Below are 13,692 nucleotides of genomic sequence, written 5' to 3'. Positions count from 1 at the left end.
TAAATAAAGTCGTGAAAAAGATAGCAATACTTTTTAGCCTTGTGAACCTAGGATTGTTTACAGGTGGATGTGAAAGCTTTGTGGATATAAAAACACAAGGAAGTTTAGTGCCAAAAGATGTAACTAATTATCGTTACTTATTGAATAATACTTCGGCTTACGAAACAGGAATTATCCTCGGTGATTTGGCTAGTGATGATATAGCCATCGTGGATGCCGCTCAACAGACGAGTTTGTTAAACATTTCGTATAGCTATTACAAAAATACCTATACATGGCAAGATGACATTTTCCCACTTAGTACAAGTTATGAAAATGACACCGACTGGAATACCATGTATGCTCGTATTTTCAGAACGAATACTATTATTAGCGAACTGCCTACGAGTAATGGTCCCGAAACGGATAAGGCAAAATTAATGGCGGAAGCCTTGGTACATCGTGCAGATGCATACTTGACATTGGTAAACCAATATGGTAAACCATATAATGCAACTACAGCATCGAGTGACTTGGGAGTACCGCTTTTATTGACCCAAACGTTTTCTCAGAGTCTAAATCGTGCTAGTGTCGAAACAGTTTACCAACAAATTCTCACAGATTTGAAGCAAGCGTTGCCTAATCTGCTAGCAACACAACAATATAATACCTTGCCATCTAAGCCGTCGGCATATGGACTGTTGGCTCGTACTTATTTGTACATGAACAACTACAAAATGGCGGAAGCGTATGCTGATAGTGCTTTGGCATTGAGAAGTACTCTCAATAATATGGCTACCATGACAGCAACAAGTACTTTTCCTAAGCGTATTAATGACCCTGAAATTTTATTGTCAAAAATTGCTGCTTACGGAACGAGCGCTTACACGCCAACAGCTATGCGCTTAAGTGATGATTTATTGTCGCTTTTTGATGCCAACGACCAACGTTACAATCTATTTACGGTGCCAGCTTCTCGTGTGTCATCAACTTATACAGGTCGTTATTTTTACCGTGAAATTATCACAGGTGAAAACCGAAATCTTGGTCCGTCTGTACCCGAAATGATGCTCATCAAAGCAGAATCTTTGGCAAGAGCTTGACAGGCTGCTCAAGCGATGACATGGGTTAATAATCTTCGTAAAAATCGTGTTTTGTCAACAGCCTATACGCCTTTGACAGCTACCTCGAATGACGATGCTTTGGTAAAAGTAATCAATGAGCGCCGTCGTGAGTTTTGTTTCCGTATGCTTCGTTGGTGGGATATGCGTCGTTTGAAAAGTGAACCATTGTTCCAAAAAACAATCACTCGCACATTCAATGGCGTAACTTACACTTTGGCCCCAGATAGTAAACGATATGTGTTACCAATTGCACAATATCTTACTAAAATGAATCCAGAACTCGTTTCTAATCCTTAATAATGAATCAGTCAGAGTGTCTTCGTGGCACTCTGACTACCCCAAATTATGTTACGCAAACTTATTGGCATCTTGGGAATTTCGGCTTTTAGTCCCTTGTACGCTCAGACAATTCCCGAAAGAGTGGATGCCTTGATTACGGCAATTAATCAAAAGAATATTCCTCTATTGCTCACAATGGTAGACGACAGTTGTACTATCGCCAACTTACCCCAAGGGCAAAATGCCATTATTCTGCCAGCTATTTTAGAAAAATACGTCGCCATTGCTAGTTATAAAATCGTAAGCCAAGAGGCGAATGGTGTATTGACAAAAGTACAACTTGATGTAAAATATCAAGACAATAGAGAGGGGCATCCTTATTTTGTTTTTGGAAAAGAAAAAGTGAAAGAACTCGGGATTATCAAATCAGCAAGGATACCCGAACCAGAAATGCCAATCTTAGCTGGCATTTTTCCTGAAAAGGTTACATTACCTTTTAATATGCGTAATGGATTGATATTTATCGAGGCAGAACTCAATGGTCAAAAAGGTTATTTTCAGCTCGATAGTGGATGTCCTGTGGTAATACTCAATCGTCAATATGCTTCCAAAATACAAGGAAATCCTTTTACTTCTTTTTCTGGACTGAATGGTTCGATGAAAGATGTTCGTTTGTCAAATGTGGATAATCTAAAAATAGGAGCAATAGAAATTTCCAACAAAACACTGGTTTCGTCTCCTATGGAGAAGTCAGAATTTCCCTTTTTGGGCTTACTAGGTTATGAATGGATGAAAGACTATGTCGTAACTTTTGACTACAAAAATCAACTACTGACTTTAGAAAAATCACCCAAACTTACCAAAGCTTTGTTGAGTATTCCTTTTTCTCAAGAAAGACATATTCCAATTATACCTCTAACGATTCATGGAAAAACATACCAGTTGGGTATCGATTGTGGCGCTAATGCCAATGTGATATATCAGCCCTATAGCTCGGCAATTAGTCCGCTATTGGAAGAGGTTATGGCCGAAAATGTAGGTGGAGCAGAGGGTAGCACTCAAAAGAGTATTACGGGCTATTTGCCCGAGGCCAAATTAGAATCCTTACTTTTTAAAGATATGTTTATGGCTATGACCGAAAACAAAATTAATGTGGACGCTTCTCATCAACTGCCTATCCAAGGATTGTTGGGAACGCCATTTCTACAACTTTATAAGACAGTCATCAACTTTCCTGCAAAAACCATCGCTTTTTACAACAATTAAAAAATTACGCTCTCCATGAAAAAGATGCTCCTAGGATTTATCCTACTATTTGCTCAAGTGTTGTTTGCTCAAGACCCTAACTCTAGGGTGAAATTTGAGCCATTTCGTGCAAAACCTGGTCAAGAAATTACGATTACTTATAATCCTGAAGGTTCGCCTTTGGCAGGAAAAAAAGATATTAAGGCTGTTGTTTATACCTACGAAAATTATGTTTGGCAGGTAAATGATTTAGCTTTTAAGGAAGAAAATGGTATCTGGAAAGCTAATCTTAAGCTATCAAATACTTGTGGAATGTTGAGTGTAAAGTTTAAAAGTGGAGAATTAGAGGATACCAATAATGGGTTTTCATTTTCTCAAATGTTGATTGATGATACAGGGAGATTTGCTCCGGGAGGATATGCAGGTTGGGGACTTATGCGTGCCTCAGACTTTGGTTACGGAGTAAAGAACTACTTAGAAAAACAGAATATTAGTGACTCTGCGGTGTATTTCTGGCTAAATCAGGAAATTAGTTTTCATCCCAAAGAGGCAAGCGAGGCACTTTCAGTGCCTTTCTGTCAAGCATTATTCAAAATGCAAGGTGAACCATCTTTGGTAAGAGTGAATCGTGTGGTAGCTTTTTTGAAGAAAAGCCCTACTGAACAGAATTTGATGAGATTATTGTCTCTTTATCAGCATCCATTAAATAATAAAACAACTTCAGACTCTTTGGAAAAAGTTATTTTAAGTACTTATCCATCGGGTGATTTGGCACGATTGAAAGCCTATCAGCAACTTAATTTTGAACGTGATTTTGGAAAGAAAATCGAACTGTGCAAGGCATTTTTGAAGCAGTTTCCTTATCGTGATGCAGACCATACATTCAATGAAAAACGAATGGTAAACTATACCAATGTGTATTTGTCGATGGCTATTCAAGCTATGATGCAAAAAGATTATGCTAGTCTAGAGAAGATGAGTGCAGAGCTCCCAGCAATAAGTATTCCTACGATTTATTATAAGTGTATTGATATTGCACATAAAAGAAAGGATGTTGATGATTCACAGCTGTTGGCTCCTGCTAGAGCAATGGTCAAACGAATGGAATTATTCAAAAATCAGCGACCTGTAGAATATTGGTTTTTGTCACCGAATGAATGGGCTGTAGAGTATGAAAAGATTTTTAACCAGAATCTTGCACTTACTCAAATCGGTATTTTACGCAATACAGGCAACTTTGAGGAGGCAATGGACTTAGCCAATCGTGCTCAGAAATACTTTATGTTCAAATCAGCTATGCTCAATAACGAACAGGCTTTGTTGTTAGACCATTTTAAAAAATATGATTTGTTACAGGAGGTTTTAGTGAAAAGTATGCACGAAAATCAGAGTTCTCCTGAAATGTTAGATTTATTGAAAAAGGATTATATCCGTGCGAGAGGTTCTGAAAATGGCTTTGATACCTATGTGTCTGGACTTAAAAATCCTGAATTGGCAAGCAAAGAATTAGACGAGCTAAAGTCTATTATGATTAATAAATCTATGCCTGATTGGACAATGAAAGATGGCACAGGCAAGACAGTGAAGTTTAAAGATTTGAGAGGAAAAACAATCGTGATGGATTTTTGGGCTACTTGGTGTGTGCCTTGTAAAGCGTCTTTTCCAGGCATGAAACTGGCGGTAGAAAAATACAAAAATGATCCGAATGTAGTGTTTTTCTTTGTTGATACAGAGGAACGTTCTCCTAACTACAAACAGGAAATCATGCAATATATCAAAGACAATAACTATCCTTTTACAGTGCTTTTTGATAATAAGTTACCAAATGAAAAAGCAAATGACGAAGTGTTCAAACGCATTTGTAAGGCATTTACGATTTCTGGTATTCCACAAAAACTGATTATTGATAAAAACGGAAAACTACGTTTTATCACGGTAGGTTTCAAAGGAAGTGCAACAGGTTTGGCAGATGAAATTTCGGCAATGATTGAATTAACCAAAAAAGCAGAATAGCAATGAAAAGTGGAGTAGTAGGAGTGCTTTTAGCCTTGGTAGTAAATTATACGATTCAGGCAAAAGAAGTAAAAAGTGATAGTGTGACTTATACAAGAGGTAAAATCACCTACGGGGCGACGTTTTCTTTACCTGACAATTCAAAGAAAGTTCCTGCGGTGATTTTTATCTCGGGTACAGGTCCACAAGATCGTGATGGCTCAATGGCTGGATTTAAGTTTTTTGCTGAACTAGCTAGCTATCTCAACGGTCGAGGTATTGCAGTTTTGCGCATAGACGACCGAGGCGTTGGTAAAACAACAGGTATTTATCAACAAGCAACCACTGAAGATTTTGCCCAAGATATAGAAGCAGGAATTGATTTTTTGAAAAAACAGCCTCAGGTAGATACAAAAAAGATTGGATTATTGGGGCATAGTGAAGGTGGTGCTGTGAGTTTTATTGTTAGCTCAAGACATAAGGATATTGCGTTTTTAGTTAGTATGGCGGGTTTGGCTACCAAAGGAATAGATGCATTGCGAAAGCAAAACGCTGCCTTGGTAGCTTCTGCCAAAATTCCTGACCATGACAAAAAGCGTTATAACGAAATCAATGAATTGATGTTCCAGACGGTGTATGACAACGTGGAAAAAGATTCACTAGGGTTGGCAAAAGTGATGCAAGAAACCTATGATACATGGAAAAAGAAGGATGATGAATATGTGAAATCTTTAGATATTAAGTTTGACCATTTTCGTTTCCCCATTTACTCTTATACCATGCAAGCGACTGGTGCTTGGTATCGTTATCATATAACATTTGACCCAGCCAAATTTATTCCTAAAATCAAGGCTCCAATTTTGGCTTTGAATGGCGATAAAGATTTGTTTGTTGCTTGTCAAGATAATTTATCAAACATCGAAAAGTTAGCAAAAGAAGGAGGCAATAAGGATGTTACTACTGTTGTGGTTCCCGATGTCAATCATCTGTTTTTAACTTGCCAAGAATGTACTCCTGCCGAATATAGTAAGCTCAAAAAGGCATTTCCACCTCAAGTGCTCACAACTATTGGCGATTGGATTGTAAATCATACAAAATAAGATTTTAAATTATCCATTTTCATGAAAAAGCTCTTTTTCGTGCTTTTCTGTAGCCTGTCTCTTTGGGGACAGGCTCAGATATTTACTCCTGTTTCGTGGAAGTTTAGTGCTAAAACGTTAGAAAAAGGAGAGGTTGAAGTGATTTTGACTGCACAAATAGATGCAGGATGGCATATCTATTCTCAACATGTAAAGTCTGGAGGACCTTTGCCGACGACCTTTTCTTTTAAATCATCTAAAGAATACGAACCCATTGGAAAGGTAGAGGAACGTACCAAGTTGATGGAAGGTTTTGAGAAAACTTTCAATATGAATATTAGCTGGTTTGAAAATCAGGCGGTTTTTGCCCAGAAATTCAAACTCAAAAAGCCTAAATCTGTCATCAAGGGTTCGTTGGAATATATGGTTTGTGATGATGAAAGATGTTTGCCACCAGAGGAGGTCGATTTTAAAATTCCTGTTAAAGCCATAGGAGTGGAGGAGCCAATAGCAGTAGCAGAACCAACTATCATTCCATTACAGACAGAGGATTCTGTTATCAAAAAAGTTGCCAAAGATGATACCTTACCACAACGTAAAAGTGATACAGTAGCCAAATCTGTCGAGTCGGAAGTCAAGGCACCACCTACCGAAACTAATGCTGATTCGTTGTGGATGACTTTTATTGCTGGACTACTTGGAGGCTTAGCAGCAGTGTTTATGCCATGTATATTTCCTTTGCTTCCCATGACGGTAAGCTTCTTTACCAAAAAGGCAGAAAGTCGTTCGGCAGGGATTCGTGATTCCTTGGTCTATGGATTGTCGATTGTGGTCATATATGTAGCCTTAGGTTTAATCATAACCATCGTATTCGGAGCTGATGCACTGAATAACCTTTCTTCAAATGGTGTATTCAACTTTATCTTTTTCTTGATGCTAGTTGTTTTTGCGGCGTCATTTTTAGGGGCGTTCGAGCTAATTTTACCAAGTAGCTGGGCGAATAAGTTAGACCAAAAAGTGGATAAAGGAGGCTATCTCGGCATATTCTTTATGGCATCTACCTTATCGCTAGTGTCGTTTTCTTGCACGGGACCCATTATTGGAACATTGCTTGTACAAGCTGCCACTACAGGTGCTATTTTAGGTCCAGCCGTTGGAATGTTAGGTTTTGCTATTTCCTTGGCTTTACCATTCACACTTTTTGCCATGTTTCCATCTTGGCTCAAAACTTTGCCAAAATCAGGAGGGTGGTTGAATTCTATAAAAGTGGTATTAGGGTTTTTGGAACTTGCTTTATCCTTAAAGTTTTTATCAAATGTAGACTTAGCTTATCACTGGGAATGGTTTGATCGAGAGATATTTTTAGTATTATGGATTATCCTTTTTGCCTTGTTGGGCTTTTATTTATTAGGTAAAATCCGTTTTGCGCATGATACACCACTCGAAACAGTTGGCGTTCCTCGTTTCTTTTTAGCTGTAATCTCTTTGAGTTTCTCTCTCTATATGTTGCCTGGACTTTGGGGTGCGCCTTTAAAAGCGATTTCAGCTTTTTTACCACCACAACAGACACAAGATTTTGATTTGTATTCCCGTTCGATGGGGCAACCTAGTATTTCTACTACCAATACCCATAAGTACGGAGAAATCTTTCACGCCCCACTCGGTTTGGATGCATTCTTTGATTATGATGAAGGAATGGCTTATGCCAAAAAAGTAGGAAAACCAGTGCTTATAGACTTTACAGGTCATGCTTGTGTCAATTGTCGTAAAATGGAAGCAAGCGTGTGGCCCGACCCATCGGTATTGAATCAAATCAAAAATGATTATGTGTTGATTCAACTTTATGTGGATGACCGTACCGAACTACCTGTTGAGGAACAAAAAGAAATAGATGGAAAGCTTGTTAAAACATTAGGGAAAAAATGGAGTGTTTTGCAAACGACTCGTTTCAAAGCAAATTCGCAACCATACTATGTACTAATCGACCCTCGTAACGAGCAGGTACTTCAAAACCCACAAGGGGCTAATTTTGACATTGCTGCTTTTGCTCAATATTTGAAAAGTGGCGTAGAGAAGTATTGATCAAAGAAGCGGTGAGTTTACGCAGATGATAGAAATTTATTGAATATTTATGAAAAAGGCGGTCGAAAAACAATTTTCGACCGCCTTTTTCATATTAAAATTTATGATGACACATTTTAGACGCAAAGCATTGCGTCTCTACTAATTGTAATGTACTGATAATTTAAAAAAGCATTCACAATTCAGTATTAGGGCTGTACGAAGTAGTATAATACCCATCCATTTCGGATATCGGATGTTGGATTTGGGAAGTATTTTTGTGAAAAATAAAGGTATTTTACTTTATTCCCGAAATCAGAAATCCCAAATCTGCAATAGTTTGAAATCCTTTGTACAGTCCTAATTCCGCATTCTAAAACTATTCCACTGTTACACTTCCTGCACCGTGGTAGCTTCTCAAGTCTGCATTGTACATGGCATCAGCACTTACGGGACCTTGGGTGAATTTCCCTTTAGATACTGCTCTTACCAAATAGTAAAAACTCTTGCTGGTACCATTGATGCTCGTAAAGAAATTGATACGATCATCACGAATATCGAAATGCTCAGGTGAGGCTTGGTCTTTTAACCACGTAAGTTCTCGATCGGCGTTGAGGCGTGGGTTTTCGATTTCAAAACCTGCTGGAAGCATATCTGTAATTACAATGTTGTCGGTTGGTACTTGACTTGACAACGTAACTTTTACAACAATCAATTGATTTTGTTTAAATCGATTTTGACCAATTACTTGCCCCGAACGAGTGTAATAGGTTCTTCGTACTTGTAAGAAATTATCTTCCTGCACAAACTGGCTATTGGCCGATAATCCCTCACTTGATAAGAAATAATACAATGAGCCTTTTCCTTTAGTACTTACACTGGTGGTTGGAGCTAAGTTTTTCATCAATAAATCAGCACCACTAAAATTACCTATTTGTTTCCCTGAACGAACAGAAGCCGTAATTTGATTGGCTTGTGCTTTACGAGCTATTTTACCCAATGCCAAGAAACTAAAGGCTTCTTCTTGGGTAGAAAGCCATTTTTGGGTTGCGATACTCTGTGATAATAATCTAGCTAAAACTGGAATTTGCAAGTTTTGAGGGTCTACATCCACCAAGGTATTGAGGGTAAGAGCAAGTTCTCTAATTGGCGAGTTGAAGTTTCCACCACTTTGGCGCGAATCATTGTTCATCACAAATTGATTAGGCATGATACTTCCCTGACTTTTTGGATCACCAATTTGAGCAAAAGCCCCTGCCAACAAATAGCGCTCATCCAAACTCAAAAGCTGTTGATTGGCTTTGTAATAATTCATTACCGCACGATTAGGTTTGCCAGATAATGCCAAAACATACAAACCATAAATGTTCTCACGACTCGCAATGGTGCTTTGAGTACTTGAACCAGTAGCTGGGTCGTACAACGATGCCGATTCTGTTTCTTTCTTGTTGGCTCGATTGTTAATGTATTCTAATAGTCTGCCAAGGGTATTGATATTAATTTCGTAATCAGCTTTTTGAGCTTCTATCAAGAAATGACAAGCGTAAATAGAGCCCCACCACGATTCTTTGTCTGAGCCTGTCCAATAAGCTAACCCGCCGTTAGGTAATTGTTGGGTTTCTATTTTACGAATCGCAGCAGTGACATTGGTGCTTGGGTTTAGCTCATTTTCTCCTGACTTCATTTGTGGTTTTTTCCCTTTTTGAATCAATCCTACAAAATCTTTGAAATACAGTTGAGGAAAAGCTTTAGACGTTACCTGCTCAATACAACCGTAAGGGTATCCCAGCAAATGCTCAAATTTATCAATAAACTGCACCATTGGCGATTTACTCAAAATCAGTTGCGAAGAAACCGAGCTTGGGATAAAACTTTCTGTTCCCGAGGCAATTGATTTACTCTGATTAGCAGCGATTATACCCGAAGAGCTAGTTTTTAGTAATGAGGTACTCGGACGAATACTGAGTTCGGTGCTTTCGGTAAATTTCTCTTTCAAACCATTGACACTAATGACTACTTTGCCCAAGCCAATCACTGGTGCGGCCTTTACACTAAAATATACTCTCGCTTCTTTTTCGGCAGGAACCACAACCTTTTGTTGACGTGTGGTCGTAATGGCTAATCCTCCAGAAGTGGCAATATTGGCTAATACCACTGCATTTTGTTTGGTGGTATTGGTAATGTTTACAGGAACTTGAATTTCATCGTTCGGACTAGCAAATCGTGGAAGTGCCGTACTGATCACCAGTGGGTCTGCCACTTTCATGTTTTTGGTCGCCGAACCAAAGGCTTCGTCTTTATAACCAATCGCCATAATTCGTAAATCTCCCGAAAACTGTGGAATATCAACTTTGATACTAGCTTCTCCACTCGAATTCGTTGTAATTTCACCTGACCAAATTGCCACGAGATTAACACGTCCATTTGTCAATGGATTAACACGTTTTTCCAAATCATAACCATCACCTCCCATACTCGACGATTGACGAATGGCGATTTCTGGCAATAAGAAAGGATATAAATCATAGCTATTGACCTCCAAAGCTTGTTTTTGATAGAAATAAGCATGTGGGTCTGGTGTTTTGAAATTTTTCAACTGTAAAATCCCTTCATCAACCACTGCAATAGTAACGGCGGTATTAGCTTTGGTTTTTACCTTAATGATTTGTGAAGTTTTTGACCTTGACCTTTCTACTGCTGCAATTTCAATAGGCAAACGACTATCTTCTTCTTCGACCATGACAGGTGCATAACCATGCGCTACTGTAAGAGGCATATTCGAATCATCGAGTGGACGAATGAGCGTAGCTGATACATACACATTTGGTAAATGTTCGTCATCTACTTTGAAACTCAACTCAGCTGATTTTTTATCAGTGTCTAAATAATGGTATTCCAATACTTTGTTGCGCTCGATGGTCACAAGTAGTTTTCCTGCAAATGGTGTTTTGAATAATACTTTTACCTTATCGCCAGTTTGGTATTTTTCTTTGTCAAAAGTCATAGTAACCTGCCCTTCAGTATTGACTTCAAACGAAGAGTTTTCAGTACTGCCCCAACTATAAGCATAGAAAGTTTGTGCTGTCCAAGTTTTAGCCCCATTACGATGTACCCGAATTTCGTATTCGCCCGAAATCGTTGGCACAAAGTTGATAGAAGCTTTTCCTTGACTAAAATCTACCATACGACCATATACAACCTTAGTCTGCTTTTTGGAAGTGTATTTCAGAGAATTATCTGAATTCTTTTCAATAACAGTTTGATAATCGAAACGAACAACTTCGACTTTTCCCTGCGTACTCACACCCTGAGCATCTTTGTTGAGTGCTACCAAAGGAATCTGTACGGGTGAGTTAGTACTTAGATAGGTATCATTTAACCCAATTCCATAAAATACATTTTGGGTGAAAATATCCGACTTTTTCAAGCGATTTACTGGGCGTCCTGTTTCATCAAAAACAGTTACGTATGTTTTTGCTTCTATCACGCCCATGTCTGCCATGGTTGCTGGTAATTGGAAGTTTTCGGACGCAATACCATTTTCATTGGTAACACCTTGGCGCATGATACCTTCAAATGCTGTATTGTCTTGCACATCAAAAACAAAGTTTTCAAATCCTTTTGGTTGGAAAACTTTACGTGACAACTTCATCTCCATTTCATAGTTACGATTGGAGGCAGGAGGACCAAACAAATTGGTGGCTGTGGCATTTACCTGCAAAACTTCACCAGTTCGATAAAATGGTTTATTAGTATTTACATCCACCTTGATGCGGTCGGGCATAAACTCCTCAATCGAAATATTTCGAGATGCCAGAATAATATCGTTACCATTCAGAACTTCCAAAACATAGGTTCCTGTCACATTGGAACGCTCAGTTGGGATAGACAAGGCAACAGCTCCTTGCTCATTGGTTTCGAGATGGAAACTTTTCCATTCTTTACCATTAGGCATAAGAACTCGTAATTTGACAGGGATTTTACCAACAGATTTCCATTGATTAGTACGAATAATCGTATTGAGTTGAATGGTTTCGCCAGGGCGATAAATATCTCGGTCGCCATACATGAAGGCCTCAAATCCTGAAACGTTACTACGTTTGCCTTCTACCTCAAATCGAGAAGTTTCTACTTGAGTATCTTCCAAAAACAAATAGTTGAAATCGTCACTTGTATGTGCGGTAAGCATCGCAACTTTAAACCCACTTTTTTTGAAATCTTTAAATACTGCAACGCCTTTGCTATCGGTAGTTAGTTTTTGGATTGTTTGGTTATTGGTAGAAATCAATGCTATTTCAACATTGCTAATAGGTTCGGTTGTTTTGATAGAATTGGCAAATACAAATAATTCATCATCGGCTTGTTTGGTAATTAGTCCAATATCTGAAATACTCACCAATTTGGTGGCATTTTGATAATACTCATCTGTAGAGTTGACACTTACCAAATAGATTCCTTTCAAATTATTTTGGTCAGGCAAAGATAAATTAAGGGCATGAACCCCTTTAGACTTTGGAAGATTGGTAGTTTCTACCATTTTGTTGACCAAAATGTCCGAATACAAACCTGACTCGTCTTCATAGTAGACAAAAGACTTATTGTTTCCGCCATTCTCATTTTCGTAGTCATAGTCTTGATAACGATTTTGACGTAAAAAATTCAGAATATTATTTTCATAAATCTTCGCAATTTTTACATTCACTCGAGGAATGTTGACAATATTTAAGGCAATATTTTTATGCCCTTTCGAACTCAAATAGGTTGCCTTTTTATTCACAAAAGCCAAAGAAGCAGGCATTTGTCCAAAATATATATCTTTGGTATAGCTGTCAGACAAATTAACACCTAACACACTTTTAAGCTGTGTTTTGAGTTCGAGTAAGTAGGTATCTGATTCATTAAAATCGCCAGAAATAACAAAGCCATTTTCGATTACCTCATATTTGGTATCTACTTTAGGGTTGTCCGCCTTTTTAGGAGCTTCTTTTACTTTTTGTATCGGATTGCCCAAGGAATCATATTCAATGACCGCTTCTACTGTTTCTTCATTTTGTGAAGAAGAACCATTGATAGATACTTGGTAGGCATTTGAAATACTTTCAGGTGAAATGGCTTGGTTGAATAAGACTTTGATATAGCCTTTATTATTGCTAAAGCCGTTTTCAACCTCTTGAACCTCCAAACTACTTGGGTCTGACAATTGAATATCGGATTCTATCGCCTCTGAAGTAGTGTAGCGAGAAGAAGGTAATGAAAGACCTTTGTCAATACTCACTTTGAGCGAACCACCCTGAGATGCAATGTCATCTTGTATGCGTACAAGAACTAGCGAGGAGGCATCGGTTTGTACAATCTGAGTTTTTACTTCTTGTTCTTTCTCGCCTGTGATTTTCAATAATTTGGCAACTTCCTGTGGATTAACAGCATAGTTGAAATGTAATTTCAAAATAGCAGTTCCCTGAGGCGAGCCGTTGGATTTTGACCAGTAACTTTCAGTTTTTTCAAGTGCTAAGTAGGGCGTATGAAACTTGAGCGTTTCAGTATCAAGGTCATATTTTTCGGAAGCTTTGTGCAAAACCAACTTGTTTACCTCGGCGGTATATTCAGTAGCAGGATCAAACCCTACAGCAGGGGAGAAAACCAATTCGTTGGGGGCAGTCCATTTAAATCGTCCTTCGACTTTAGGCGAAAACTCAATATAGTCCGTAGAATACCACGTATTGAGTTCAGAAACAGGAACGAGGTCTTTGTTGAAAGTGAAAACTAGATTTTGAGTTTGGTTAATTTCTTCTTCAAAGTTAGTACCGCTAATTGTTACATCACCAAAATGAGAACAAGAACTAAGTATTAGCAAGAAAAAGAAAGACAATTGTACTAAAAGATTGGAAGGACGAAATGCTTTCATTGTTAAAATAGACGATTGAGACAATCGA

Annotated in this window: 7 protein-coding genes; 6 read left to right on the top strand and 1 reads right to left on the bottom strand. The window is 38.3% G+C overall.

Translation table 11 applies throughout. The features are described 5' to 3' along the window. Window positions 1-11: 11 nt before the first annotated feature. The 6 genes from GVN22_RS13525 to GVN22_RS13505 are packed head-to-tail and all read left to right on the top strand — an operon-like array spanning window position 12 to window position 7,780. Complete coding sequence (locus GVN22_RS13525; protein WP_205690889.1) at window positions 12-1,082, top strand: RagB/SusD family nutrient uptake outer membrane protein; 1,071 nt, start codon at window positions 12-14, stop codon at window positions 1,080-1,082. 15 nt (window positions 1,083-1,097) lie between these two features. After that, window positions 1,098-1,400, top strand: a complete 303-nt coding sequence (locus GVN22_RS27735) for a RagB/SusD family nutrient uptake outer membrane protein (RefSeq protein ID WP_205690888.1) — start codon at window positions 1,098-1,100, stop codon at window positions 1,398-1,400. 48 nt (window positions 1,401-1,448) lie between these two features. Continuing rightward, the gene (locus tag GVN22_RS13520) at window positions 1,449-2,648 is read left to right on the top strand and encodes an aspartyl protease family protein (RefSeq protein ID WP_166551557.1); all 1,200 of its coding nucleotides are present in this window, start codon (window positions 1,449-1,451) and stop codon (window positions 2,646-2,648) included. 15 nt (window positions 2,649-2,663) lie between these two features. After that, a complete protein-coding gene (locus GVN22_RS13515; RefSeq protein WP_166551556.1) occupies window positions 2,664-4,640 on the top strand; it encodes a TlpA disulfide reductase family protein in 1,977 nt (658 codons plus the stop codon). A 2-nt stretch (window positions 4,641-4,642) separates the two neighbouring features. Then, entirely contained in the window at window positions 4,643-5,719 is a 1,077-nt protein-coding gene (locus tag GVN22_RS13510; RefSeq protein ID WP_166551555.1) for an alpha/beta fold hydrolase, read from the top strand. Window positions 5,720-5,740: 21 nt separating this feature from the next. Next, entirely contained in the window at window positions 5,741-7,780 is a 2,040-nt protein-coding gene (locus tag GVN22_RS13505) for a protein-disulfide reductase DsbD (protein WP_166551554.1), read from the top strand. Window positions 7,781-8,138: 358 nt separating this feature from the next. Here GVN22_RS13505 and GVN22_RS13500 read toward each other — a convergent pair whose 3' ends face one another. Next, complete coding sequence (locus GVN22_RS13500) at window positions 8,139-13,664, bottom strand: alpha-2-macroglobulin (RefSeq protein WP_166551553.1); 5,526 nt, start codon at window positions 13,662-13,664, stop codon at window positions 8,139-8,141. Window positions 13,665-13,692: the final 28 nt, after the last annotated feature.

It is taken from the genome of Cellulophaga sp. BC115SP, from assembly GCF_009905545.1.
In the GTDB taxonomy this organism is placed as follows: domain Bacteria; phylum Bacteroidota; class Bacteroidia; order Cytophagales; family Spirosomataceae; genus Flectobacillus; species Flectobacillus rivi.
The sequence above is the reverse complement of the archived record's forward strand: the minus strand, read 5'-3'. Positions and strand labels throughout refer to the sequence as shown.